Origin of the sequence: Pseudomonas sp. HR96 (genome assembly GCF_034059295.1) — a bacterium.
Classification (GTDB): domain Bacteria; phylum Pseudomonadota; class Gammaproteobacteria; order Pseudomonadales; family Pseudomonadaceae; genus Aquipseudomonas.
This window is the reverse complement of the sequence record NZ_CP139142.1, coordinates 62436-87386: the sequence shown is the minus strand read 5'-3', so window position 1 is coordinate 87386 and position 24951 is coordinate 62436. Positions and strand designations below refer to the sequence as shown.

Below are 24951 nucleotides of genomic sequence, written 5' to 3'. Positions count from 1 at the left end.
ACAGACGTGGCTGATCGCCTTGCCCGTCATCACTGTCGATGGAACAGAACATGGAACATTTGGATCTGGCCGAAACCCTGAGATTCGCTACAGAGATGCAAGCGGCAGCGGCAGGCATGGTGCAGCGATGCTCGCATTACCAGGACGAGGCTCGTGCCTTGCACCGCGAGTTGGAGTACTTGCTCCAGTTGCACCACAGGGAACCGGACATCTTTACCCACAACCCTGATATCAACCGCTGCGCTATGGAATTTTTCAAAACGTCTGCGCTGACCGCTGAAGACGCGCAAAAGTTGCAAACAATAGGCCTTGATAAGGCAGAGAAAAATCTGCGGTTCATCCAGTAACGATTGGCGCTGCCTGCTGATTTCGAAAATCCGGAAATGGTCTTGCAGATCAATGCGCTGCTGAAGTCCAGCGAGGGAAGCATTCAGCTCGCTCGCCGGTATGTAAATCAGCTCAACGCTTATGTGGAGTACCATGCCCGAGTGTTGAAGACGATCAAGCTCGAATGACGTCGGCGGCTGACTGTAAGGCCGCATAAGCTGCCGGGAAGCTGAAAAAAACGCGACGGCGCCTCCAGCGCGTCCTAGGCCTAGTCGTATTCCCTGCCCTCGACCATTGCCCTGTCTACCCGACATCCGTCAGCTCCTTGCCGTCGGCCAAGTAGATCTGCACGCCGTGATCGTCGGGGAAGGTGAAACGTTCGGTAGCATCGTAGTGCGCCAAGAGCACCAAAGGTGCTCGGAGTTAGTAGATCACTACATTTGTCAAAATAAAGACGTCAAAAAGCCATAGGCTCTCTCTATCACTTGTGCTTGGATAATTTATTGGGTTTCTTGATTGGTAATCAGTAATGTGCCCAAAACTGAGTGATGGCTATATGCCGTATCTTGCCTCTGCTGAGATCGACCAGCATTCCTATGAGTTCACTAAATGAAAAATCCGATTTCGCTGGCCACCCGTATAGGGCTCAGCTTCGCTGCGATGTTGGCATTATTGGTATTAATCACCAGTATTGGCATTCAACGTGTCGGCTTTATTGATTCAACGCTCAATGACGTCAGCCAGAACGCAGCCAAGGTGCAACGCTACGCGATCAATTTTCGTGGCAGCGTTCACAACCGCGCTATAGCCATCCGTGATGCGGTCTTGGTCAGTAATGACCGGGATCTCGATGTCCATCTGGCAGAAATGACAAGCTTGGAAAAAGCATATGTGAACTCTGCTGTCCCCATGGATCAGCTATTCACAGGCGTGAACATTACCTCAGATGAGCGCGGTTTATTAGACGCTATCAAGGACATCGAGCAGCAAACTTTGAAGTCAACGCAGCTCTTGATCACCCTGCGTCGATCCGGCGATCTGGCCGGGGCCCAGGCCTTGCTGCTTCAGCAAACTTCCGGCTATTACACAGAGTGGCTCAAACGGATCAATGCTCTGATCGACTATGAGGAGGCGTCTATCAACATTAAGTTGGGCGCGGTTCAGACTACTGCTAGCCAGTTCAGCACCCTGATGCTGATCGCCACGGGCATGGCGCTTTTGCTGAGCATCATGCTGTCGGTGGTCATTATCCGATTCGTTAAATCCACCCTGGGTGGCGAACCGACGGAGGTGGCCACGGCTATCCAGCGCCTGGCGGCCGGCGATCTCCATCAGAACATCGTGACCCGTTACCCTAATAGCGTGATGGGCGTCCTGAAAACCGCGCTCACTCATCTTTCTGAAACCATCACCCAGGTACGCTTGGCTGCCCAGGAGGTCAACCGTTCTTCCGTGCACCTGACGGCTACCTCGTCAACCAACAACGAGCAGATTAGCCTCCAAACTCACGAAGCCCAGCAAGTCGCTACGGCCATTACTCAAATGGCGGCAACTGTCAACGAAGTCTCGGGCTATGCAGCCCAGGCAGCGGTCGCCTCGCGGCTGGCCGACAGCGAAGTCGAGAGCGGCAATCGTCTGGTGGCGAACACCACCCAAGCTATCGAGGAGTTGGCGGCGACCTTGACCCAGACTACAAGCATCGTAGAGCAGGTGTCGGTACACAGCGAGAAAATCGAGACAGTTATCGAAGTGATCAACTCCATCGCCTCTCAAACTAACCTGTTAGCCCTCAACGCGGCCATCGAGGCAGCAAGGGCTGGTGAGCACGGCCGCGGCTTCGCAGTGGTAGCCGATGAGGTTCGCTCGCTGGCCAACCGTACCCAGCAATCGACTCAGGAGATCCGCGAGATGATTAGCACCTTGCAGATCGGCACCGAGAATGCTGCTAAGACTATGCGCGAGAGTTGTGCTGTGGTACGCCAGACCGTGACCCAAACCCGTAGCGCTCAAGTCGCCTTGTCCAAGATCAGCGAGCAGGTCGGATCCATTAACCATATGAATGCCCAGATAGCCACCGCTTCGGTCCAGCAAAACGCCGTGGCCGAGGACGTAGCCCAAAATATCACACGTATCCACAGCTCAACCGTCAAGTCGGCCAGCGGCTCACAACAGGTGGCAGCGGCTAGTGAGAAACTGTCTGAGTTGGCCAATCGTCTAACGCAAAAAGTGGCGTTCTTTGATGCAGCTTGATTTAATGGGACACGGGGTTTAAGCCCTAACGCATTTGAAAGATATCAATGGAAGGCATCGCACTGTCCTTCAAGGCGATAGCGGCAGCCAGGAGCACGCTCAAGTGTGCCCAGGATCACTTCATGCTGAGCTTGTTCTATCGCGGCGCTTGTTGCGCTTGCCGTCGACCATCAGCCACAGATGGCCGCTGGCCGCGACTTAGGGTCAGGAATTGTGACCTATTTATAGTTTCGGCATAGGGCCGTTCGCCAACCGCAGCGACATCAAGTAGTCGGCTCGGATGTGCTGCGGGTCAACTTTGAACGCATCTACGCATACAAGCGCACGCTGGAGTTTCCGGTTATTGCGGGTAGACCAAAGCCAGGTCATTGTTATGTGACTGATCAAATATTAATCAGCAGTACTTGGTGCCTGTCGGGCTGAGCCTTGGCAGGCAAAGCCAGGGTCTGTCCACAGGACTATCCCCGGTTTTTGTGGGTAAGTTTTACGTTACAAAGCAAGCGGGTAGCATGACTGGTCGGGGCCGCAAACAATGCGGATGCGTTACCCAATACCTCGTCGTAAGGTCGAAAATATGAATCTTGGTCTCATGCACGCATCCCTTATTCATCTCGTCTAGTAACGCGGGAGAAATCGCATGGAAAATGTGTTTGTAAAGCCCCAGCCCAAAGGAAGACCCGAAGGCGCTCCTATCACCGGATACATTCTTGAGCTGGTAGGTGGAGCGAAGGCTGCGCAGGCAGAGTACAAAACCCAAGAAGAAGCGATCGTGGCGGACAGAAGGCTGGGCCTCAAACCTCTAGTAGCATGTGTGAGAGATGCGAATAAGGGAAATCCGGATCACTGGCGAGCCGCTTGATCCTAAGCAGCCGGACCGCACCTGACCGAAGCCGACAAGCAGACCCACCACCAGGTGCGCGCTCTAGGGCGAAGAAATAACGGCCAGTGCCCGCTCCGCGGCCTCGCTCCAAAGAGTTATTTCCCGCTGCCCTACTCAGTACTCCAAGCACCCCGCTTCAGAGCTTTGAGTCAAGCCAAAGCGCTAAAAAGCAGATCAATTGGAAACGTGCTGCCGTGTAGTCATGTCGACGCCAACCGCTCGCATAACGGCTAGCATGGTTTTTAGCGTGGGGTTGCCCTGCTCGCTAAACGATCGGTAAAGCATTTCGCGCGACAGTCCCGATTGCTTGGCTATCTCGGTCATTCCTTTGGCTCTGGCAACTACCCCAAGGGCTTTGGCGATGTGCCCGGCGTCCCCGGTCTCAAAGGCGTCAGCCATGAAAATGGCAATGCTTTCAGGATCGCTCAGCGCGGCGGCAGGATCGTAATCGTATAGAGGTTCTTTCATTCATCGTCGCTCCAATTTTTGGCGAGTATTTTTGCTGCCTCAATATCACGGGCTTGCGTGCCCTTGTCCCCACCGCACAACAAAATCACCAGCTCATCGCCGCGCTGCTGAAAATAGATCCGGTACCCTGGTCCGTAGTGAATACGGAGTTCGCTGACGCCTTGGCCAACCGGCGACACATCACCCATCAGTCCAGTAGCCACACGGAATATCCGTGCGGCAATAGCGGCTTTAGCCCGCTTGTCTCAGCTTGCTTTCCCAGGTGCGGTAGTCAGAGGTTTGTTTGATCGTTTTCATAGGATATTGTAGCGTATAAATCACACCATGACCCATGGTTGCTTGTGTCTTATGCTAAATTTATCTGCACACGCATTGGTCGAAAATATATGGAAGCGTGCCAACCAGGTGGTGGCTGCGATCATGTCTTCCCTAGCCGCTGATCTGGATCGGTTGTCTGGCATACGTACCCGGTCATTTCGCAGCCTTAGCGCGGACTTTTATCACCGCCTGACGGGATGTGGCAATGTAGTGGTCTAATGAAACCGGACACCCATTTAGGCGAGAATGCTCGCCACAGAGAGGTGTCTGACGACCAAGCAACATCGTACCTTTACCCCTGAGTTCAAGCGCGAGGCTGCCTGCCTTGTGCTCGACCAAGGCTACAGCCATACCGAGGCGGCCCGTTCGCTTGGCCTGGTTGAGTCGGCCTTGCGTCGTTGGGTGAACCAGCTCCAGCAAGAACGTGGCGGCGTCACGCCGACCAGCAAGGCGTTAACACCTGAGCAGCAAAAAATCCAAGAATTGGAAGCCCGAATCAATCGCCTGGAACGGGAAAAGTCGATCCTAAAAAAGGCTACCGCGCTCTTGATGGCCGAGGAACACGAGCGCTCGCGTTAGTCGATCAGCTTCGCTCCGAGGAGCCCGTTGATCTGTTGTGCTCGGTATTTGAAGTCACCCGATCTTGCTACTACGCATACTGTCGAAAACGCCGATCCCCTGATGCCGAACGGGTGATTTTGCGCAGCCGCGTGAACGAACTGTTTACCCAAAGCCGAAGCGCTGCGGGCAGTCGAAGCATCGCCCCCGTTGTCGCCGTTGTATGCCGATCTGACCGGCCTGCCTTCTGCAGTGATGGTGGTGGGTGAGCGCGACCCGCTGCTGGATGACACGCTGCAGATGGCCGCACGCTGGGGCGAAATGGTTGCCGTCGAACTGTGGGTGGTGCGAGAGGCGCCACATGGATTTGTGCATTTCGGAGTGGGTAAAGAGGTAGTCAGGCGAGTGCAGGGTTGGGTGCGTTCCAGAACAGCCTGCTGTTGTATGGGGTAATCGTGAGCCGATCAAGTAACGCTCTGCCGACCTTGCCTTGGCAATGGACATGAATGGGCTGGCAGGCGCTCTACCTCTGTAATAAAGATCCCATTCAATGCAGCCGCTACCCGCGAGGGACAGCTAACGCCAGAAGCGGCCGTTCAGATTCATGTATGGGGTGCAGGTCGATATTACCGCCGCTCAGAACGATCTCTAGGAGCGCAACCCATCATCGTAGCGACAACATTTTACATCTCCGGGAGAGATCTCTATGATCTGGCACTGGAGATGGCATTCCTCCACTTACCAACCGCTGCGCCAATAGCAGCTGATGATGCCTACAGAAACCTGGTCAAGACAGGGCTGTAGGCGTCCGGCGCAAAATTCTCTTCTTGGTCAGGCCCACTTTCCTCTATGTGGCTGACCCCCATGTCAAAACTCAGAAAACCTGAACAACTCGACCTGCTTCCTTAAATCGGCAAATGGTTGGTGCTTGCCAGTGCCGTAGCGCTTCTGGCGGCATTGGCATCCGCGCTGTTTCTGTTCTCCCTCGATCACGCGACCCAAGGGCGTGAAACCCATCGCTGGGCCATATGGCTGTTGCCCGTGACAGGCTTTGCGGTGGGGCTGATTTACTACCTGATCGGCAAGCCGGTGGATGCGGGCAACAACCTGCTGATCGACGAGATTCACGACCCTAAAAAAACCATCCCGTTGCGAATGGTGCCCCTGGTGCTTGCGGGTACGCTGATCTCGCATTTGTTTGGCGCATCGGTCGGACGCGAAGGCACTGCCGTACAAATGGGTGGCGCACTGGCCGATCAGATAACTCACCTGTTCCGTCTGCGCCGCGAAGATCGCCGAATCATGCTCATGGCGGGAATCAGCGCAGGCTTCGCTTCGGTCTTCGGTACGCCGCTGGCCGGAGCACTGTTCGGCCTTGAGGTGCTCGCCATTGGCCGCATGCGCTACGACGCGCTATTCCCTTGCATGGTCGCCGCCATCGCCGCTGATCAGGTTGGGCTGCTCTGGGGCCTCGTGCACACCCACTACGTCATCGGCGAGATCGCACCCGTGCAGTTCTGGACGGTGACGGCAGTAGTCGTCGCAGGCATCGTGTTCGGGCTGGCAGGGCTGCTGTTCGCTACCGCCACCCACACCCTTGGCGCGTGGATAAAAAAGCTGATTCCCTACTCGCCGTTGCGCCCTGTGGTGGGGGGGATTGTGGTGGCGACAGCGGTGTGGGCACTCGATGCGTATCAGTACATCGGCCTGGGCATTCCGAGCATCGTTCAATCCTTCGCAACGCCGGTCGCGCCCTGGGACTGGTTCGGCAAGCTTGCGTTTACCGTCGCCTCACTCGGTACAGGGTTCAAGGGTGGCGAGGTCACGCCGCTGTTCTACATCGGCGCGACGCTGGGCAATGCACTTGCACCGCTGCTGCACTTGCCGTTCTCGATGCTCGCCGGCATCGGCTTCGTTGCGGTCTTCGCCGGCGCCGCCAACACCCCGCTGGCAACGATCGTCATGGCCATGGAGCTGTTCGGCCCCGAGATCGCCCCACTCGCCGCGATTGCTTGCATCGCCAGCTATCTGGTGTCCCGGCCATACCGGGATCTATCTCGCCCAGCGCGTGGGCCACAGCAAACATCGTCACGTGCTGCCCACTGATATCCGCCTTTCGGAGATCAAGACCTTTCAAGCGCAACGCAAGGCCGAGAGCACGCTAAAAGCAGTGCCGGAGGATAAGCAGAAATGAGTGAATCAAAACCGAATCGCCTGACCACGTTGCAGCTGTATTTTCCAAGTGCCAGCCGAGCTCGTGTGACCCGGTTCTGGCACCGACTCAGCCCTCCTGTGCTGGCTCAGCACCTGTTGAGAGTGGCCACTGCGGCGAAGATCGAGCAGGTGATTCTACGCACCGTGACCGCAGGCTATTTAGGCTTACTTGGATTGCTTCTTGCTGGGATACAACCCCGAAGCTTTAGGACCCGGACCGAAGCTAGGTCCAAGGGTTATGCAGCACGGTAGCCGGTCTGAATTAGTCGTATGACTACTTACCTCAGCTCACCGCAGGCGTTACCCAAGATCGAGGAACATGAAATCATGGAGATCAAGCGATTGAATGGGTAAAACATGCGCCATGGATCAAGTCAATATCGGCCTGAAGCTCCTTCGCCCTCCCACCCTTACGCCGGCGGAATTTAAGCACCTGATCCGCCGCAAAGGCTGGCGCATGGCCGATGTGGCCCTGCGCTGGAACGTGCGCCCCGAAACCCTCAGCCGCGTAGCGGCCGATGCCAGCCGCGAAACGCGCTGGGATGACGCGGTGCGTGCCCTGCCCTCCCTGCTGCGCCGCGAGCGCGCCGCGGTGACGGCCGCGCGCCTGTTTCTGTGCCCGCCGCGTCCCCGGCGTTCACCCCCGGGGCATCCCGACCATCCGCTGACCCCTTCGGCGCCCACCGTGGTCGCCTTGCCGGCACCGTGGCAGGACGAGGAGGAGCCCGAGCCGTACGCATCGCTGCCCGACGGCTTTCGTTACCAGGGCTATGTCGGACTGGGCTCGGAGCTTGCGGTCATCAGTGACATCGGCAGCTTCGTCCAAGAAGGCGCGGTGCTGCTGGTGGTGGATGTCCGTTTGGGAGTGGGCAGCGACGGCGAAGCGCAGGAGGAATACCTGTGCGAATCGGCGCACGGCCACACGCTGTGGCTCGACCCTGAGCAGATGGATGACTGGGTCGTGTTCACCGGCAAGACGCGGCAGGGCTTCTGATGAGCACAGCCGTCGTAAAGCCTCAGGTCATGGCCGTGGATTTTCAGCGCAGCGGCTTGATCGAGCGCGCGCAACCGGCCGAGCGCGATCACGTCCTGCCAGCGGTCCCGGACCTGGTCCAGGCCCGTTCCGACTTCGAGGCCGCCGCTATCTGGCTCGAGGCGACCACCGACAACCCCAAGACCCGCCGCGCCATGCGCAAGGAAGCCGAGCGCTTCCTGCTTTGGGCTCGGCACGCGCGCGACAAGGGGCTGTCGCAGATCGGCGTCATGGACGTACGCGCCTACCTCGCATTCCTGGCCGACCCGCAGCCGGCCTCGGTGTGGGTCTCCCCCACCAAACACCCGCGGCAACACCCGGACTGGCGCCCGTTCGCCGGGCCATTGGGCGTCAGTTCACAGCGCTACGCCCTGGTCCAGCTGGGCAGCTTGTACAGCTGGATGGTCAAGGCCGGCTGGCTCAAGGGCAATCCAGTGGCCCTGGTAAAAAAACCGCAGGCAGCGGTTGATCCCATGATCCAGCGGCTGCTGCCGGTGGAGGGCATCGCGCTGGCCTTCGAAGCGATTGCGGCGACCAAAAGTCCGCTCAAGCGCGCGCGGGACCACTTCATGTTGAGCCTCTTTTATATGACGGGCTTGCGCACCTTCGAGGCCACCGCCTCGAACATGGGCACGCTGCGCCGTTCAGCCAGCGGCCATCTGTGGCTGATGGTGGACGGCAAGCGCAACAAGCGGCGCGAGGTGCCGATCTCCGAGGCGCTTTTCAAAGAGCTCCAGTATTACCGGCAGGCCATGGGGCTGCCCGCCGAGATCCTGCCCGGCGAGTCGACGCCCCTGCTGATGGCGGCCAACAGCAAGGGCAAGCGAGCCAGCCACAGCACCGTGCTCAAGGCCATGATCGACATCATGACCCGAGCGGCGGAGCTGGCCCGGGAACGGCGGCAGTACGAACTGGCCGATCGCCTGGGCGAGGCCACCACGCACTGGTTGCGGCATTCGTGCTTCAGTCATCTGGCCCAGGCCACGGGCGATCTGGTCATGGTGCGCTCGCTCGCCGGGCATGCGCGGCTCGACACCACGAGTCGCTATTTACATGCCGAAGCGAACCAGATGCACAACCAGGTTAGTGAGCCTCTCAAGACGCCGGCCGGCTGTTAATCATTAAAACATCGGCCCTAGGGGTAGTGGTTATTTGATTGTCACCATATGGAGATGACGACTAGGAGCCAACGACTGCGTAGGGGGCAATGCGCTACAAGAAAATGTGTCGGGTTGAGGACGTCCTAGATAATAACCTTGAGCTTGGTCATAGCCAAGTCTGTGCAATAATTCTAGATCTTCAGCGGTTTCGACACCCTCAGCCAAAACCTTGAGCCCCAGAGCATGCCCTAATTTTAGAAGTGCCTCCAGAACTTGCTCGCGTTGGGTTTGATCATTCATTCTCAATATCTCCCGATCAACCTTAAGGGATTGGAATGGAAGCTTCAAAAGATAGCTGAGGTTAGCATGGCCCTGGCCGAAATCATCCAAAGCCAAGCGCACGCCAAGATTCCTGATACCTAACACCGTGCTTACAATCTGGTCATCAATAAGCAAGGGAGCGCCCTCGGTGAGTTCCAGTATCAGGCGGTGCCCGGCGAGACCGTGATAGAGTAATGCCTCTGCTACCTTCATCGGAAAATTATTATTCAAAAGCTGTATGGGTGAAAGGTTCACCGATATATGGACCGTATCATGCCAAAGGCTGGCTTGCTGACATGCTTTATTCAAAACCCAATCGCCTATGGCGTTGATCAATCCGCTGCGTTCAGCCATGGCGATGAACAAGTCCGGAGGTACAGTTCCGAGCTTCGGATGCCGCCAGCGAATAAGACTTTCATATCCGATCAGCTGATACGGTTCGAGCTGATAAAGCGGCTGGTAGTGTAGTTCGAATTGCTCTGTCGCCAAGGCTTCTCGTATATCTTCGGGGGTGAGCAGAGCCTCGCCGTTGAGCGAGAATATGAATCCCGTATCCTCCAAGCGATTGCGGCCGGCTCGTTTAGCTCGATACAGTGCCTTGTCAGCTTGGTCCAGAAGTGAAGTGGCATCAGTCAGCTCACTACTGGCACTGTGCGCCAAGCCGATGCTGACGGTGATGATGGACAGGCCGTCCGTACGTCCCAGGTGAGCAATTTCTTGCTCACGTATGGTCTGCAAGATGCGGTGAGCAATCTTGCGAGCTTCGTCATGGGAGGTCTCTGGCAAAACGGCAATAAATTCCTCTCCACCGAATCGGGCAATTGAACAAGGCGCGGTCAAACAACCACTTAGAGCAGCGGAGACAGTTTTTAGGCATTCATCGCCAACAAGATGTCCATAATGATCATTGTAGCGTTTAAAGTGGTCTATATCGATCAATAATACAGCACCTTCAGATTCTTCATTCAAGTGCTTTGCCGTAAGCTCATCGAGCTGCGGTTGTATTTGCCGACGATTCGCTAGGCCCGTCAATGCATCGGTTTCTGAAAGACGCTGTAAATCACTGTTGGCGTCGGTCAGGCTCAAGGCCCTGGTTTCCTCACGCAGCCAGTATAAATAATTTCGTCTGGCTTCAGCGTTGGACCAGTAGTTACCAAGCAACGAGAAAAACGATGAAGAGCCGATAGCGGTCATTATTAACCCCCCAGCGCTAAGGGAGATAGGCGCTGCATGTACACCCCAGCCTGTTAATGCCAGACAAAATATGTTGTAAAGCAGCGCAATCTTGAACGGGCTCTTCATACAGGTATTGACATAGATCAGCATCAGCGGCCAGCAAAACATGAAAAGGGACTGCTCACCCGAGGCAGGTTGTTCTCCGTTGATTACAACATTATAGGCAACAATAAATCCAGTGTATGAGGGTACCATGGAGATGTATTCTCTCCAGCGCTCTGATAGCCTCCTTAAAAGTAACACTCCGAATAGAGTGCTCGGTATACAGGTCCCTAACATCTGAAGACTAGCTGATAAGAACTGATCCGGATTGATAAATATCGTCCAGAATGAAAAGCTACCGAAGGTAAAACCACCCAATATCATGCACAGTATCAAATGGCGTCGACGAGCGATGTGAATATCGCTTTGATAACGAAGCTCAAGATGCTCAGAGAAACTTGCGACGCTGGTTTTCTTTTCGAGTTCTCGGTTAATCAGGCTAGCGTCAAACATAGAAATCTCGCAGCAGGAGTAAGCTGGGCCTGACAATGGCCAAAAGCCATTATGCTACGCTTCATTCGGTTTTTAGCCACTGCAATCTGCCCAGCGGTCATCCGACATCGTTATGAGCCTGCTGCCATTTGGCTCGAGGCGACCACCGACAACCTCAAGACCCGCCGTGCTATGCGCAAGGAAGTCGAGCGCTTCCTGCTTTGGGCCCTGCACACCCGCGACAAGCAGCTGTCATAGATCGGCGTCATGAACGTACGGGCCTACCTCGCATTCCGGCCGACCCGCAGCCGGCGTCGGTTTGGGTTTCTCCCACCAAATACTTGCGTCAGCATCCCGACTGGCGCCCCTTCGCCGGCCCGCTGAGCGTGAGCTCGCAACGCATTATGCGTACCTAGAATTACACCCCGTGCTGAAGACGCCCGCGTGAAGATAAGCCACAGCACCTATACACTGATCAATATTTGACCATTTCCAGGTGCCCTCGCTGAGCAAAGGGTTACCCGGCTTGTCGGGAGCTTTATCCACAGGGCTATCCCCTTTTTTTGTGGGTAAGTCCACCGACCCGGAAAAGCTTGGCCTGATCAACAACGGACGCTGAACTCATCGAGATTTTACTCTGCGATCCCTTGAAGTATATGTCAGCTCCGGCGATCCGATGCCCCCCTGCTCATGGCTGCCAACAGCAACAGCCACTGGCCAGCTTCAACGGTGCTTAAGGCCATGGTCGCCTATGACCCGGGCGACGGAGCTGGCTTGAGAGCGTAAGCACTGCGGCTTTCCCGATTTTTTGGACGGGTTACCCGCATCGGCTGTGACCTTCGTACTACAGTTTGCCTAACTCAGGCCATGAGAAATTTGTCGATAGTCAGCTCGTTCGCTGGCCATGCGCAGCTCGACACCAAAAGTGGCTCTCTGCGTACTGAAGCGCAGTCCGTGCATGAGCCGGTCAGTGCGGAATTCATTCAGCCAATTTCAGGAGAAAGCCAGTCATGTACTCAACGCTTTTTTTGTAGATGAGAAGATGCCGCGATGTGGATTGATATGGCAAACTGAAAGCAAAAAAATGAAATTCCCGCAACAAAGCTAACCGATGGTCAGTGACGTATTTATAATATATGGTTACTTTATTATTTGAAAATGAGATTCTTATGATATTAAATCTGCGAGACAGTAAGTTAAATATTTCAAATGCCTTCGACGTGGATTATAATCTGTGCAAGTACAACAGAGAAGATATATTTAATTTCTTAAATGCCGCCATCAATTCTGGCCGCTTGCCTCCCGGAACTAGATTGCCCCAAGAGTATCTGGCGAAAATATTTGGGGTCAGCCGAATGCCGGTACGAGAAGCTATGAGGCAATTGGAGCTTGAAGGGTTTATAGTATCCACTAGATTTTATGGAACGATTGTCAGTGGTCATATATACGACGTGGCTGCAGAGGCTCATGCACTAAGAATCATACTTGAGCCCCACATAATAGGCGGAGTAATCAATAGGGTTGATTTATTGGCAGAAGAGGTTTTTCCGGAACATTTTTCTTTGGGTGGTTTGGAATACGAAGTTTCAATATCAGCATATCGAAATTTTTGTATCTCATTGTACAGCCTATCCGATTCTCCTTATTTGCGTGCAATAGCAATGGATGAGCTTGAAAAGTCAATAATTTTACTAGGGAGTTATTTATCAGGTGAGCAAAACTTTTCTTGCCTCGAATACTCTGTGAACGAGTTAATAAAAAATATAAAACAGCGCGACAAAACAAATGCTATAGAGCAGTGGAGGGCTCATCTTTTTGCCATGTGTAAAGAAAATTTTCCTTGATGCTCGTTTACAAGAATATTGCATTCCTTAAATTTTATCAGCGCTTCCAACGCTGCAGGGGTGTCAGTCGACTGCCGCATTAGCCCGAATGCATCCTTCGATGCACCATTTAAAGCATGGCGCAAGCTATTCCAGCGAATTCATAGTCCCATGATCTATTGAGGTGTATGACCTAGCGTAACCGCGAGGGTGCGCGCTGCAGGGCCTGATACGCAGGTACGGAATAGACCGGGGATGTTTGTGGCGATGCGTTGATTAACCCCGAGCTCAGCGATGAATACGCCGAGCGCCCTCGCCGTTGCCATGCTGATCTGGACGGCCTGTGGCCCGCCGTGCTAGTAGAGGTGAACGCGGCTCGCTGCTGGTTGACCCGCTGCAGATGGCCGCGCGCTGAGACGAGATCGCTGCTGTCGAACTATCGAGGATGCGTAAGGCCCTGCATAGGTTCATGCATTCTGGAGTCAGGAAATAGCTGGTCAAGCGAGTACAAAGATGGGTGCGTTCTCAGGCCTTCAGCTAAATGTGGCAGCTATGTGTATACGTGAGAGCACTCTAAAAATTATCCGACTCTGATATGCGCTGCCTGGGCGCCCGCCTAAGTCCGTCCATCCACACATTGATTCACAGGTTTTGTGAATAACTTAGTTTTCACGCTATCCCCTCTTATCAGAGCCCAAGATTGCTGATTGAGCAAGGATCCTAAATGTGCGGATAATGGCTGCCACTGCAATTGATGATCCCACATACTGCGAGGACATGTGCAGCCTCATGCGAGCTCACCCAGTGTGTCAGCGACGATTTCATATCCAAGTGTCCCAGGCCTTGAGTGTCGACCTGTTGCGGGTCAATCCCGATCATGTGTACGTGTACGAAGACACGCTGGATCGCTCAGGCCGGTCCGGTCAAGCCAAAGTTCGTGATGAGCCCAACGCTCACGGCCTCCCTGTGCGCAAAACACCAGGACTAATGACTGCCGCGCTTTTCTCCGACCAGCCGTGCGAAGTTGAAGCGGTCACCGAAGCGCTGCGTCGGCTGTATCGAACCGGTCAAAATCGTACTCTGGTCTTTCCGCACACGGGTATAGGACGTGGGCCCTACGGCGTTGCTGGCCACAGTCCAAGGCTGTACGACCACCTATGCGGGATCCTTGATGAGCACTTTGGCTACCAGCAGCCGGCCTTGAGCATTCCGGCTAAAAACGGTGATGGCCTTGTGGCTCCGTGTACTCCTCAGCAGGTGTTCGCGCAGGTCTGCACCCAAGGCGGCATCAACATGGCCAGTTTGATTGCCGAGCAGCATGGACTGTCCCTGCAGGAGCTGAAGGCCATGTGCTGCTTGGCCGGAGCTGAGCTCATGTCCCGCTCGCAGCTCTATCCCTTGCACAGGCCTGTCTATCGTTGGGCCAGCGAAACGCAGGAGTTAGCATAGGGAAGACTAAAACTGCACCCAGCTTTCCACTTCTTCGACGCCGAACTGGACTCTCCAGGCACGCAACGAGAGGTTGTTACCGCTTTTGGTTTGCACGATTTTGCCCGTCAGTGGGTTTCGGTACGTCTTGATGACGCGAGCGCGGCGTTTGCCTTTGACCGAAGCTGGATCAGCACGGCCTGCTGCTGGATCAAGTAGCGCCATCACGTCCTGTAGGCTTTTGCCGTACTCATTGAGCAATGCGCTCAGCCGCTCCTCGAATTCGATCTCTTTTTGCAGCTGCGGATTGTCCCGAAGTGAATCCAGCAAGGCTTTCTGCTGAACCACTTGGCACTCGAGCTGACGGTAATCAACCAATTTTGACATCATTACCCCTGGCAGTGACCTATGTGCATCCGATGCGAATCCTGGATTTCAGTTCAGATTTCGGTGCCTGTGAGTTTCGGTGGCGGACATCTATGCCCGTAAGGGGTCAAGCAGCGCAGGCAAGGTGCGTAAAGAGTACCTTCCTCAGCTTGTGCAAGACATTGAGCTGACTCGACCTGCAGAGTAGACGATGGGGTCGTGTGTACGGGCAGATTCCTAGCCGTTGTGATGGCAATACCAGCACACTGCCGCAGCCAAAACCGCGAATCAGCTGGAAGCACGTGACTACAATTGAACTACAGTTTCTGGAGGATGAACCCCTAGGAGATTGGTATGTTCAGGAGAACGGTAGTCACTGGGTTGGGATTGGCTGGTCTTGCAATCATGGCTAAGACGTCTGGCCAGGGTGAAACCCCGCAAGTCAGGACTGTGATCTTCGGTGCGCCTCGCGGAGCGATCGGTACCCGCTTGGCGCAGTTGACTATCGACCAGCTGCGTTACGATTACAACCTTGATTATTCACTGGTCGTCAACGATGCGCGCAACAGCTTGGCTGCCATCGAGACGGTAAAGGATGCCGTCCCGGACGGGGGGACATTGCTGCAGGCGCAATCCTATTCGTTCGTCCTTTTCCCCAGCACCTACAAATCTCTCTCCTACGATCCCATCAAGGACTTTGTCCCGCTGACGATCTTGGGCACATATGGGTATTCCCTTGTCCTAGGTGCCGCCGTACCGCTGGAGATCACCACTGTACACGGCTACCTGGATTGGATTGGCCAGAATCCTGATCTACGGGAGGTGGGCTTCACCCTATACGGCTCTCAGGCCCATCTCCTGTGTTTGATGCTGGCACGTGAAAGCGGTGTCGCGGTACAGCCCGTAGGCTATAGCGCGGCAACATCGCTTTTCAAGGATCTGGCTAATCAGACCATCAGTGCTGCATTCGCCGTGAACGGCAACGTTCCCATTCTAGCCAAGGCCGGTGTACGCGCTGTGGCAATAACTAATTCTCGGCGCCTGGACGATTGGCCAAACCTGGCGACGTTTGAGGAAAGCGGTTTTGCAGGGCTAAATCTCAACGGCTGGTATGGATGGTTCGCACCCTCTCATACCCCCGCGGATTTAGTCTCGGAACTGGCGTCCAAGCTTACGATGCTCACCGAGGGCGCTGCATATGCCAAGAAATTGAGGTCGCTGTTGTTTGAGCGTGACACATCCCAACCGCCCCAGATCCAGGAACGAATACTACGCGAGACCGCTCAATACGCGCGGCTTGTAAAAGACTATCGCCTTGGGACATTGGGCTAATCCAGGGAAAACCTATTCCAAGCTCTGGCCGGCCTGTTCCGTCGTTGTGTCGCAGCTCAGCGTGAGGACCGCTCCGCGTGGCCTACACATCACAAAACGGTCGCGCTCAGTTTTCTCAATCAAGCTGCTCGTGAAATGTTCAGAGCAGCCCCCCTGAGGTCCTGGATCGATACCGCTAATCCGCCCAGTCGGCGCTCTACGAGCAATAGCTCTTCGGTTTGGTCACCACAAGGTTTGTGCTTCAGGAAAACGGCATGACCTTCCAGCATTCGGTGCAATGCCTCCAGATGGAGTGCGGTCGCTTCAAGGTCTTGCTGCACATGGGTCAGGTGAGTTGAAGGCATGTCGTTTGCTCCTATGGTCCCGCTTCAGGCCGGATTCCGAGCCGGTTTTATTGACCAGTCGTGTGGCTCATACCTAGTCTATCGGCCGGGCCTCATACACCTTTGAAAGGTTTTTGCTATGACATTGATAGTGTCTACCTTCAGACCTCATCTATTTAATGTGGTGGATGCGCTGAGCCGTAAGCCACTAGCGAAGCCAGCTAACTAGGCCCATGCGCTAAGACGATTGTCGTACCTTAAAATATGTGGATACCCTCGCGCCGTCAGCGCAAGAGCAGGATGATCCTATTACGCAAGCGTCGGAGAAGTCACCTTTTCGATGCCACTTGGGTGCGCAAAGCTATACCCTCGCGTACCCGGTTGATCACTGCGAGATCTGTTTCCGGCCCCTGCAGAAATCGGCAATTGGGACCAATGATCTCTTCGGACCCATACCCTGTCATTTCAAGAAAAGCCTGATTGGCAAAAATGATTGGATAGTCGGGACGATTGGTATCGGTCACCGTTATCGGCATGCGCGTGGTCTCGACTGCGGCAAAAAAGATGTTGTGATCGCAGCCGGTGATGTCGCCGGTGAACTGGTTGCCGACGCTGGTGGTTGGGTGAGGCATCAGGAGCCCTGCAATAGGTGGTCAAGCAAGGCTCATGAGAGGCTCACTGGAAAAGGTAGATCATTTCAGCGGAGCCAGCTGCTGGCAGGTCAAGTGCAGTTCATCGAGGGTAAAGTGCTTGGGCAGCCAGAACACGTGGTTGATGTGCAGCGAGTCTGATTCACTGTGGTAACCCGAAGCAACGACAATCGGCATCTGGGGAAATTTTTCATGAACCCGCTGCACCAGGCCGACACCGTTGATGTCGCCCGGCATGCGCAAGTCGGTGATCAGCAGCTTGAGCTCGCTGCTGTTGCCATCGATATAATCCCAAGCTGAACCGGCATTGAGGAAAGCTTTGACCTTGTACCCGTATATTTCCAAGATATCGACCATCGGCTCGAGTATCAGCTCTTCGTCTTCGACAACGATGATTGAATCCATACGTGGTCCTTATGCACGGTTATCTGTCGATGAAAGATCCACGAATCAATGCCCTGGCCTGGTATGCGACCTCTAGCTAAGGCGCCAACTGATGCCTCTCCAGCAGGTGTCGAAAGTTCATGATCGTGGTGTCTTCCGGTATCGGCGCGCTCAGTGTCAGACGCGCGAACTGACGCATGGGCGTGATTTCGTAGAGCGGTTCCTCCATGCCCGGATCACTCAGGGACAACCAATTTTGCAGCAGGTGAATGCGCAACATGGTTTCCAGTGGATAAGGTTTTCGACCGCCACCGGTCTTGGGGTAGAAAGGCTCGATCAGCCCCAGCAGGCCCGTCCAGGGCACGACCTGATCCATCTCGGCAAGGAAGCGCTCGCGGCGAGTTTGCTTGCGCTTGCCGGCGTACTCGAAGTCGGAAAAGCTCATCTCGCTCATGGGAGGCTCGGATCAGGTGGTCAGGCGATTTTCGAATACCCGGGACTTGTTCGGAGAATCCTTAGAGGGCACGAATTCGCCAAAGCCACACAGATTGGGGTGCTTGAATAGCGGTATTCCCTATTGCAAGACATCCGTATGGGCTTGGTGGAAATCGTATCCCTTCAAATCAAGTTCGTTCATATTTGATAAAAATATATAAACGGGTGTATTGAGTTATCGGCGCCGCCGGGGGCATTACCTCGCCCACCCGGTCAGGATACTCCGGCACCCGGGCTGGCCGACCTTCAGTGCTGGGTAAAAAATTTGCCCCTGGCTACACATGCGATGACTGGATTCAACGCCATGCTTATGCAGATGACCCCTATAGGACAATTCCTTGTAAACGATCCGTATCTACCGGTCACTACTAGCAAAAAGACGCTCACCCAAGAAAGGGTAGCGCGAATCAGCCAGGCAGTCGCCGATGAAAACTGGTTCGCACCTTTGCCGGAAAAACAAAAGGTGATAGCTCGCTCTTGAACCTTCCAGCTACAACGCATCAGAATCGTCGATAGTTTTGGCCGCTTCCGCGATCATCAGCCGGCGTGCAGTCTACCTGATGCGCCTGCGCCAGGGCCTGGCCCCGGTGAAGCGAGCGCCGCGGGTGCACGGTCTGTCCCCGGACGCCGAGCTGGCTCACCGGTTCGGGATCCCTGATGATCTGGTGTACCGCGACCGCAAACGGCGCGACATTCCAAAGCTGCAGGGCGAAAAGCCTCTGAGCGAGGCGCTACTGGCTGATCTGGGCACCGATAGCGACCGGCCAATTGGCCTGAGGCACGGCCTGCACTACAGCAAGCTGAGAGAGCCGCGCCTGAAGCACCAAATCCTGCGTATAAGCGACCCAACCGCAAGAAGATGGCCGCCGGCGGTGCCGCCACCGAAGGTGGCCACGGCAGCTAGCCTACCGCCGCTCGTGGCCGCCTTCTGCTCCTGAGTGAACCTGCCCCCTAAGGCATTGATATTCCCCTCCAATTCGATAGCTGAGACTGCACTCCGCCCGTTTGATAGCATTTTGCGGCTGGAAAGGGATGATCTCTATACAACCGCGCGCGGCTCGTCCTTCCTTGTCAAAACGAGAGCACGGCCGTCCGCACCCCGCAAAAGATGCTGAATGCACTATTGCGGTTTGAACGCTCAAAGAGCATTATTACGCCGTTGACCATTCAAATCGGAGTGTGGGATGAATAAGCTGTTCGAGCACGTACCGAGTCAGTTGGGCGCAAAAAACGCTGGCGCTTTGCTTCGAAGTTTCTCCGAGAAGGGAAACGCGGAGCTAGCCATGCTGCGCACCGACGTCATCAAGCCGGACGAGCAGAAACGTGCCCGTACTTGGTCCCTGGCCGAAGCCGCTCAGCTGATCGACAAGTCGCCCAATACGATACGCGCAGCCGAGGCTGAAATCGTGGCGGCCTTCGAGGCAGGCGATTTGTCTGCCAAGCCGATCCCGAAAGACGAACGCGGTAAGTGGTCGTTTACCCTGGACGACATCAACCGCTACCGCGATCGGTTCGGCTCACGCTACCTCCGACCCGCCGGCTCCAGCTCGATGATCATCGCCGTATCGAACTTCAAGGGCGGCGTCGCCAAGACCACCACTGTCGTTCACCTGGCCCAGAAGGCAGCTATCGAAGGCCTTAGAGTGCTAGTGGTCGATCTTGACCCGCAAGCATCTAGCACCGTCAACCTCGGCCCATATATCCCGGATATTGAGCTCAGCAGCGAAGATATCATCAACCAGGCGCTGTTGTTGGATCCCCAGGCAATTCGGCGCTGCACTTTCGAATCCTACTTCCCAGGTATTCATCTGATACCGGCGAACTTAAGTTTGCAGGAGCTGGATATCCAATTGCCTAATCCCGAGATGAACAACTCGGAAAATCTAGGCAGCCCGGTGTTCCGCCTGCGTAACGCGGTCGATGTTGTCAGAGACGAATATGACCTCATCCTTCTCGACTGCGGTCCTAACATGGCGAGCGTATCGCTGAACGCCATGATGGCGGCAAATGGCCTTATTGTGCCGATCCCGCCTGGAACCTATGATTACGCGTCCTTCGTGATGCTTTGCTCCGCTCTGGCCAGCCTGTTTGAGGCGGCGGAGAAGGAATTTGATTACTTGCGCCTGATGATCACCCGTCATCCAGGACCCAAGTTTCAAGCGGCGATGAAGATAGAACAGCGTATTCGCCATCTTTATGGTGACTACGTGTTGAGTAACGTAGTCAATCTTACGGCAGCGATTGAGCGCGCCAACGCCGAACTTTCTTCTGTGTACGACCAAGTTCCGTCGAGATCCACTCGCGACTCTTATCGCCGCGCTGTCGAAATTCTCGATGGCGTCAACGATGAAATTCTTAAAGATCTGAAAACTATCTGGGCACAGCAGGCGCAAGCTGCGGGGAGAGATAAGTGAGTGACATGCCTCGAGCGCCCGGTGTAGCAGGACTGTTCACCGCCCAGCTTGTTGAAGAAAAACAAAAGCAGGCTGCCGCAGGCCCTCGACGTGTTCACCCTGAAGCTCAGAGCGTAGGTGGTGACAGTCTGCTTGCGCGGTTTCCCGAAAAACCCAAGGCGCCGCAGCAAAAGAAAAGCTCGGATGGCGAAGGGCAGGGAAACCTCATCCAGCAGATCGATCCGTCTCTTATAGAACCGTGGTCTTTCGCTGATCGCCCCGAGGACGAGATGGGCGATCTTGACCAGCTCACCCAGGCGATCCGCGCGGCAGGCCAGTCCGTCCCCGGGCTTGTTCGCCCTCATCCTGCGAAGCCAGGTCAATACGAGCTGATCTACGGCCTAAGACGTTGGCTGGTAGCAAAGGATCTCGAACGCCCCTTCTCGTGCGTGGTGAAGGACTTTGACGACAAGTCCGCCTTTGCCGCCATGGAGCACGAGAACAACAACCGCGCGAATCTGTCGAGCTGGGCCAAGGCGAAGTCATATCAGCGAGCCCTGGACCAGGGCGTCTACAAGAATCAGACGTCGCTGGCTGCGGAGCTTGGCCTGCAACGGCAAACGCTTAACAACCTGCTGACCTTCTTCCGGATTCCGCGCGAGCTGATCGATGCGATCGGACCTATGGGTAAGGTCAGTGTCTTGACCGCTAAAGCCATCGTGGCTCTGGTTAACGACGAGAATCACGGGGAGCGCTACAAGCGCACTCTTATAGAGCTGGCCCCACGGATCAGCTCGGGTGCCATGAGCGATAAGGTTCTGCAGCGGGTAGTCCGCAGTAACCAAGGTTCTGCAGGCGCCGCCAGTGCGATCGAGGTCATAGGTAAAGGCGGTGAGAAGTTGGGCAGCATCCGTCGCACGGAGCGGGGGTCGGTGCAGATTACTCTGTCTTCAAAGCTCAACAGCGACCTATCTCTGGATGAGTTGTCGAAGCGGTTTGCTGCTTTGCTCGAGCAACAAGGAGATGCTGGCGTCAGTGAAGACTAGACCGTCGGACGGCGCTGCACGTGGGCGAGCACCTTTTAGGTTGCTCGCCTTTCGTGCTTATAGCTTGCCGATAAGTTGCGTCGTCCACCGCTGGTTCAATGCTGAATGGGCAGCAGCAGGCGCTGTGAATAAACGCTCAGCGACTGGGCGGCTTACATCCACACTCTGCCCTCTCCCGCTGAAGCACCAGGCGTTCATCGCGCCTCTCGCTGGCTCAAGCGCGGCGACCAATCCTTTCGCTCCATCCTCTGTGAATTTGTCGTATGCATACGACAAAACCGATTTTTTCCTTAGTCATCTTCACTTGATTAAGCCAGACCTGAACAGTCAGCCGTATGCATACGACAGCTTCGCCCCGCAGCATCGCTTTCCAGCAAGGCCTGGTTCAGCTTGTCCTAAGTTATCATGTGTATACGACAGCCTGCTCATGGCCTCGATCCTGCCCCTTGCGCTCGTTCCGGTACCTCCAGCTTTGTCGTATGCATCCGACAGGAGGGCCAGTGCCACGGACCAGCGCCGCGTGCCTGATCTGGGTGGCTCGATCATGTCGTATGCATACGACAAACCGGTCCGTCGCTTCGGCAACCCGGCCATTTTCACCCTAGCCGCTCTTCATTTGTCGTATGCATATGGCAAGATCAACAGCGCTTCGGACCTAGTCGAGGCGATCAATCTTAGCAGGTCGGTTTTGTCGTATGCATACGACAAAAAGGTCGGTCGCTTCGACGAGCCAGCCGTGTTCACCTTAGTCGCTCAGGATTTGTCGTATGCATACGACAAGTTTGCGATAGTTTCGAACCTCCTTCACGTGCCTGATCGGGTTCCTTCGGATTTGTCGTATGCATACGACAAGCCGGATGGCTTCGCTTGCAGCGAGTTGGCCAACAGCAGATTAGCACCAACCACGATTGGCCTGCCTCGCCTATCAGCGGGCTACGCGTCCGCTCCGCCAGAGACAGGTCCACCACCACCTCACATAGATCGGCGCCGCCAAATCGGTAGTACGCCAAATAAACCCGCCACTAGGCGGGTTTTTTTATACCTAGGAAAAACACGATGACTACCCTATGCACAGTGAACGACCTCTACCATCACAGCAGATCGAAGCCCTTCACTATGATTCCCGTCACCTACCTGAGGCATCTTCAGCGCGTTGCTGAGATTGGCCTTGATAGCTTTGGCATGTGGCTATCGCTTTACGATCTCTGCAGCAGCAATCCGAACATGGAACGGGAGATTACCTGGTCTTTCCTCGCGAAGCGTTTTGGGTTTTCAGAGAACACGGCCAAGCGCCTGTGCAAGCGACTGGTCGAGCGAGGGCTGCTAGAGGTCGAGGTACGAAGAGCAGAAAACGGCATGAGTCTGCCGAACATCTTTCGCATCAGACTCAGCGAGGTGATCCTAGCCAAGCTGAACGTCAGCTGCCCAGATCGAAAGCAACGAGGAGAAGCGCTCGGAGGGTTAGTGGAGACTTTCGAGAGTATCGGGGAAGGTAACCAAGCAGAAGGGGAGATCGGTGTGAAGCCGACAGATCTTATTAGAACGGACGGGCCGGAGCCCACTGCTTTTACCCAGGGTGAGCAATCCGCATCCGAAGAACATTCAGACCGAATTACAACACCATCCGAAGACCACGGTGACGGCGTGTTTACTGATGGTGACGTAGAAAGCGTTTGCGATGACGTAAAATGTGCTTGCGACACGGAGATAGATGCTGCAATGGTCATCCAGGCAGCAGCTCAGAGAGAAGGCCGCTCATTCACTGCCATCGAGCGACTTGCCCTCAGAAGCATCGGCACAAAACCAAAAGCGCTTGAGGCGCTGAGCCAACAACGCAAGGGGCAGGCCGCGCCACGAGAAGCCGCTAGCCAGGTGCCTGCGGTGGGGGGGCCAAATCTGAAAAGTGGGGGGATCAAAATTGCCCCCCAAGAAATAACTCTTCCGAAAGAAAAAACACAAAACGCGTCGTGGCTTTTTTCAATCATGGAAAAGCTTGTGAAGAGCGGCGTTGCCAGTGATCGCCTACCCCAGTTGGCCAAGGAAGTTTTTCAAAGCCTGCAGAATGGCGCGCTGGCCAAGCACCCAAGAGCCAAAGCTATCAACATCGCAGCTAAGCTGATCAGACAGGGCACGTGGACCACGCCAAAACTTCACTACCCGGCGATGCCGGCCTGATGGCCACGATACGATCACTGCACGCCTGGGTTTTGGGCCGCGCAGGTGAACTCCCGGCGTTGCGGTCAGAACTCGAACTCGATCTGCGATGCAGCTGGATGAGTCAGTCGAATGGGAATCTCCACGACCTCACCACGCTTGCACGCGTACAACTCTACGTAGCGGGCCCTGACCTCGGGCCTGGTGATGTACTCTACGTAGAGTTTCAACGATCGCGCGACGATCAGCCGTACGTTCGCGAGAAGATAAGCTTACTGCGCGGTTGGAATACAGGTTGGCCAACCCGAAACGTAGTGCAGATGCCTAGGGATTGTCGCTTCTGGGGCTTCGCGTATGCGGCATACCTCTTTCGCGTTTCGGGGCATCCCCAGCGCTTTGGGGTCAAGCAGGTGAAGCGCAATGTCGCCCAGCCAGGCGCCAGAATGAAACGCGAACAAGAACGCTACTTCCAACGCGACCATCCCTCGATAGGTGTCCTGATTGCCAACGCAAGTCGCGGAACAGACCAGGTCAGGTTTGGAAGCCACGATGCAAAACGAGCAGCTCACACGGCTCATGCCGTACCGGGTGTAGGCCTCATGCAGCTCCCGGCCGTGGCCGCGATTTCTCCCAGTACCTCTAGCAACGTCCATTCGACGATCGAATTCCACACCAGGCTCAGCAGGCCTCGCCGGCTGAGTAAGCTGTCTACCTTGGATACCGGCATCTTGCTGCGGCTGGAGCTTTTCTGGCGACTGACGCCAGTGACGTTGAGAAACGCATCGACGGGTGCTCCAGGGCAGCATCAGGCTGACGCACGAAAAGTCGTCGTAGCGACGAACATTGTTCTCCCAACGGCCCTCCCAACGCTCCATCATCCGGCCCGCCTCTCGGTGAACGACGACGAGCTCCCAGCCGATCGCTCTCGCTAGTTCCTGGCACTTGGAGAGGCTCTGCTCCTACTCCACCAGCCAAGATCGGCATAAATCATCAGCCGGGGACCACGGTGGCCGAACTGGTCGAGGTAGGCGGCCGTTGCCAGTGCATAGGCGTCCGAGCCTTTGCCGCCGCTGACGCCACTGGCGATCACGGCATCACGGGAGAGGAGGGCATCGACTTCAGCAGTTCGGGCGATGGCAGGCATGGGGAGATCCACAGTTGGAAGAACCTCTGCAGGATCTCCCATTCCCCCAGGAATGCAACTTTTCCACGGTTTGCGTTCAGGCCGGATCACCCTTGCATTCTCAGGAATGGGTGCCAAGGTATCGCTGTACCCGTCATGGACCTGAGACGATGGATGTCCGCTATGACGATTTGTGGAGTTACTCGAGCACCTTGCTCACGCTCCGGAGAAAGACCTTCCGCCTATGAGCGTCGC

Annotated in this window: 18 protein-coding genes, 6 pseudogenes and 1 riboswitch; of the genes and pseudogenes, 15 read left to right on the top strand and 9 right to left on the bottom strand. The window is 55.4% G+C overall.

Annotation, left to right across the window (positions count from 1 at the left end; genetic code table 11):
- Positions 1 to 50: 50 nt before the first annotated feature.
- From SFA35_RS25470 to SFA35_RS26890, 3 genes and pseudogenes are all read left to right on the top strand, one after another.
- Positions 51 to 347 carry a hypothetical protein gene (locus SFA35_RS25470; RefSeq protein ID WP_320579613.1) on the top strand — a complete coding sequence of 99 codons (297 nt, stop codon included), beginning with the start codon at positions 51 to 53 and terminating at the stop codon, positions 345 to 347.
- A gap of 589 nt (positions 348 to 936) precedes the next feature.
- A pseudogene (locus SFA35_RS26895) lies at positions 937 to 1398 on the top strand (methyl-accepting chemotaxis protein); the annotation flags it as partial.
- A 120-nt stretch (positions 1399 to 1518) separates the two neighbouring features.
- Positions 1519 to 2577 carry a methyl-accepting chemotaxis protein gene (locus tag SFA35_RS26890; RefSeq protein ID WP_414058574.1) on the top strand — a complete coding sequence of 353 codons (1059 nt, stop codon included), beginning with the start codon at positions 1519 to 1521 and terminating at the stop codon, positions 2575 to 2577.
- 1054 nt (positions 2578 to 3631) lie between these two features.
- Here the strand turns inward: SFA35_RS26890 and SFA35_RS25460 are convergent.
- On the bottom strand, positions 3632 to 3925 hold the full coding sequence (locus SFA35_RS25460) for an addiction module antidote protein (protein WP_320579609.1): 294 nt from the start codon (positions 3923 to 3925) through the stop codon (positions 3632 to 3634).
- Positions 3922 to 4222 (bottom strand): annotated as a pseudogene (locus tag SFA35_RS25455) (type II toxin-antitoxin system RelE/ParE family toxin). Before SFA35_RS25455 ends, SFA35_RS25460 begins: the two are co-directional and overlap by 4 nt.
- A gap of 267 nt (positions 4223 to 4489) precedes the next feature.
- On the opposite strand from SFA35_RS25455, the pseudogene SFA35_RS25450 reads away from it, so the two are divergent.
- From SFA35_RS25450 to SFA35_RS25425, 5 genes and pseudogenes are all read left to right on the top strand, one after another.
- A pseudogene (locus SFA35_RS25450) lies at positions 4490 to 5004 on the top strand (transposase); the annotation flags it as partial.
- 52 nt (positions 5005 to 5056) lie between these two features.
- Positions 5057 to 5254, top strand: a complete 198-nt coding sequence (locus SFA35_RS25445) for a hypothetical protein (RefSeq protein WP_320579628.1) — start codon at positions 5057 to 5059, stop codon at positions 5252 to 5254.
- Positions 5255 to 5511: 257 nt separating this feature from the next.
- Positions 5512 to 5584: riboswitch (Fluoride riboswitch) on the top strand.
- 126 nt (positions 5585 to 5710) lie between these two features.
- Positions 5711 to 6995 (top strand): annotated as a pseudogene (locus SFA35_RS25440) (voltage-gated chloride channel family protein).
- A 384-nt stretch (positions 6996 to 7379) separates the two neighbouring features.
- Positions 7380 to 8009: a hypothetical protein gene (locus SFA35_RS25430; protein WP_320579607.1), complete on the top strand. Its 630-nt coding sequence runs from the start codon at positions 7380 to 7382 to the stop codon at positions 8007 to 8009.
- A complete protein-coding gene (locus SFA35_RS25425) occupies positions 8009 to 9166 on the top strand; it encodes a tyrosine-type recombinase/integrase (protein WP_320579606.1) in 1158 nt (385 codons plus the stop codon). The genes SFA35_RS25430 and SFA35_RS25425 overlap by 1 nt, the downstream gene beginning before the upstream one ends.
- Before the next feature lie 30 nt (positions 9167 to 9196).
- Here SFA35_RS25425 and SFA35_RS25420 read toward each other — a convergent pair whose 3' ends face one another.
- Positions 9197 to 11200: a bifunctional diguanylate cyclase/phosphodiesterase gene (locus tag SFA35_RS25420; RefSeq protein WP_320579603.1), complete on the bottom strand. Its 2004-nt coding sequence runs from the start codon at positions 11198 to 11200 to the stop codon at positions 9197 to 9199.
- A 1148-nt stretch (positions 11201 to 12348) separates the two neighbouring features.
- Here SFA35_RS25420 and SFA35_RS25415 point away from each other — a divergent pair.
- Both SFA35_RS25415 and SFA35_RS25410 read left to right on the top strand, forming a co-directional pair.
- On the top strand, positions 12349 to 13023 hold the full coding sequence (locus SFA35_RS25415) for a GntR family transcriptional regulator (RefSeq protein WP_320579601.1): 675 nt from the start codon (positions 12349 to 12351) through the stop codon (positions 13021 to 13023).
- Positions 13024 to 13845: 822 nt separating this feature from the next.
- Positions 13846 to 14451, top strand: coding sequence for a hypothetical protein (locus SFA35_RS25410; protein WP_320579599.1), 606 nt, complete (start codon positions 13846 to 13848; stop codon positions 14449 to 14451).
- Positions 14452 to 14457: 6 nt separating this feature from the next.
- Here the strand turns inward: SFA35_RS25410 and SFA35_RS25405 are convergent, their stop codons facing one another.
- The gene (locus SFA35_RS25405) at positions 14458 to 14817 is read right to left on the bottom strand and encodes a histone-like nucleoid-structuring protein, MvaT/MvaU family (protein ID WP_320579597.1); all 360 of its coding nucleotides are present in this window, start codon (positions 14815 to 14817) and stop codon (positions 14458 to 14460) included.
- 333 nt (positions 14818 to 15150) lie between these two features.
- On the opposite strand from SFA35_RS25405, the gene SFA35_RS25400 reads away from it, so the two are divergent.
- A complete protein-coding gene (locus SFA35_RS25400) occupies positions 15151 to 16128 on the top strand; it encodes a tripartite tricarboxylate transporter substrate-binding protein (RefSeq protein ID WP_320579596.1) in 978 nt (325 codons plus the stop codon).
- Positions 16129 to 16247: 119 nt separating this feature from the next.
- Here SFA35_RS25400 and SFA35_RS25395 read toward each other — a convergent pair whose 3' ends face one another.
- The 4 genes and pseudogenes from SFA35_RS25395 to SFA35_RS25380 all read right to left on the bottom strand — a co-directional run.
- Entirely contained in the window at positions 16248 to 16472 is a 225-nt protein-coding gene (locus SFA35_RS25395; RefSeq protein WP_320579595.1) for a hypothetical protein, read from the bottom strand.
- Between the two features lie 314 nt (positions 16473 to 16786).
- Positions 16787 to 17083 (bottom strand): annotated as a pseudogene (locus SFA35_RS25390) (PAS domain-containing protein); the annotation flags it as partial.
- Positions 17084 to 17143: 60 nt separating this feature from the next.
- Entirely contained in the window at positions 17144 to 17506 is a 363-nt protein-coding gene (locus tag SFA35_RS25385; protein WP_320579593.1) for a response regulator, read from the bottom strand.
- An 82-nt stretch (positions 17507 to 17588) separates the two neighbouring features.
- Positions 17589 to 17939, bottom strand: a pseudogene (locus SFA35_RS25380) (transposase); the annotation flags it as partial.
- Positions 17940 to 18540: 601 nt separating this feature from the next.
- On the opposite strand from SFA35_RS25380, the gene SFA35_RS25375 reads away from it, so the two are divergent.
- The 4 genes from SFA35_RS25375 (at position 18541) to SFA35_RS25360 (ending at position 23594) form a co-directional block, all read left to right on the top strand.
- Positions 18541 to 18918 (top strand): hypothetical protein, encoded by a 378-nt coding sequence (locus SFA35_RS25375; RefSeq protein WP_320579591.1) that lies wholly within the window; start codon positions 18541 to 18543, stop codon positions 18916 to 18918.
- Between the two features lie 246 nt (positions 18919 to 19164).
- Positions 19165 to 20394 carry an AAA family ATPase gene (locus SFA35_RS25370; RefSeq protein ID WP_320579589.1) on the top strand — a complete coding sequence of 410 codons (1230 nt, stop codon included), beginning with the start codon at positions 19165 to 19167 and terminating at the stop codon, positions 20392 to 20394.
- A 5-nt stretch (positions 20395 to 20399) separates the two neighbouring features.
- Positions 20400 to 21419, top strand: a complete 1020-nt coding sequence (locus tag SFA35_RS25365) for a ParB/RepB/Spo0J family partition protein (protein ID WP_320579626.1) — start codon at positions 20400 to 20402, stop codon at positions 21417 to 21419.
- A gap of 1056 nt (positions 21420 to 22475) precedes the next feature.
- Positions 22476 to 23594 (top strand): hypothetical protein, encoded by a 1119-nt coding sequence (locus tag SFA35_RS25360; protein WP_320579587.1) that lies wholly within the window; start codon positions 22476 to 22478, stop codon positions 23592 to 23594.
- Positions 23595 to 24501: 907 nt separating this feature from the next.
- On the opposite strand, the gene SFA35_RS25355 is transcribed toward SFA35_RS25360, so the two are convergent.
- Positions 24502 to 24717, bottom strand: coding sequence for a hypothetical protein (locus SFA35_RS25355; protein WP_320579585.1), 216 nt, complete (start codon positions 24715 to 24717; stop codon positions 24502 to 24504).
- Positions 24718 to 24951: the final 234 nt, after the last annotated feature.

Coding starts and splice junctions, on each gene's coding strand:
- SFA35_RS25470 (WP_320579613.1), top strand. CDS start 51: ATGGAACATTTGGATCTGGCCGAAACCCTGAGATTCGCTACAGAGATG.
- SFA35_RS26890 (WP_414058574.1), top strand. CDS start 1,519: ATGCTGATCGCCACGGGCATGGCGCTTTTGCTGAGCATCATGCTGTCG.
- SFA35_RS25460 (WP_320579609.1), bottom strand. CDS start 3,925: ATGAAAGAACCTCTATACGATTACGATCCTGCCGCCGCGCTGAGCGAT.
- SFA35_RS25445 (WP_320579628.1), top strand. CDS start 5,057: ATGGTGGTGGGTGAGCGCGACCCGCTGCTGGATGACACGCTGCAGATG.
- SFA35_RS25430 (WP_320579607.1), top strand. CDS start 7,380: ATGGATCAAGTCAATATCGGCCTGAAGCTCCTTCGCCCTCCCACCCTT.
- SFA35_RS25425 (WP_320579606.1), top strand. CDS start 8,009: ATGAGCACAGCCGTCGTAAAGCCTCAGGTCATGGCCGTGGATTTTCAG.
- SFA35_RS25420 (WP_320579603.1), bottom strand. CDS start 11,200: ATGTTTGACGCTAGCCTGATTAACCGAGAACTCGAAAAGAAAACCAGC.
- SFA35_RS25415 (WP_320579601.1), top strand. CDS start 12,349: ATGATATTAAATCTGCGAGACAGTAAGTTAAATATTTCAAATGCCTTC.
- SFA35_RS25405 (WP_320579597.1), bottom strand. CDS start 14,817: ATGTCAAAATTGGTTGATTACCGTCAGCTCGAGTGCCAAGTGGTTCAG.
- SFA35_RS25400 (WP_320579596.1), top strand. CDS start 15,151: ATGTTCAGGAGAACGGTAGTCACTGGGTTGGGATTGGCTGGTCTTGCA.
- SFA35_RS25395 (WP_320579595.1), bottom strand. CDS start 16,472: ATGCCTTCAACTCACCTGACCCATGTGCAGCAAGACCTTGAAGCGACC.
- SFA35_RS25385 (WP_320579593.1), bottom strand. CDS start 17,506: ATGGATTCAATCATCGTTGTCGAAGACGAAGAGCTGATACTCGAGCCG.
- SFA35_RS25375 (WP_320579591.1), top strand. CDS start 18,541: ATGCGCCTGCGCCAGGGCCTGGCCCCGGTGAAGCGAGCGCCGCGGGTG.
- SFA35_RS25370 (WP_320579589.1), top strand. CDS start 19,165: ATGAATAAGCTGTTCGAGCACGTACCGAGTCAGTTGGGCGCAAAAAAC.
- SFA35_RS25365 (WP_320579626.1), top strand. CDS start 20,400: ATGCCTCGAGCGCCCGGTGTAGCAGGACTGTTCACCGCCCAGCTTGTT.
- SFA35_RS25360 (WP_320579587.1), top strand. CDS start 22,476: ATGACTACCCTATGCACAGTGAACGACCTCTACCATCACAGCAGATCG.
- SFA35_RS25355 (WP_320579585.1), bottom strand. CDS start 24,717: ATGCCTGCCATCGCCCGAACTGCTGAAGTCGATGCCCTCCTCTCCCGT.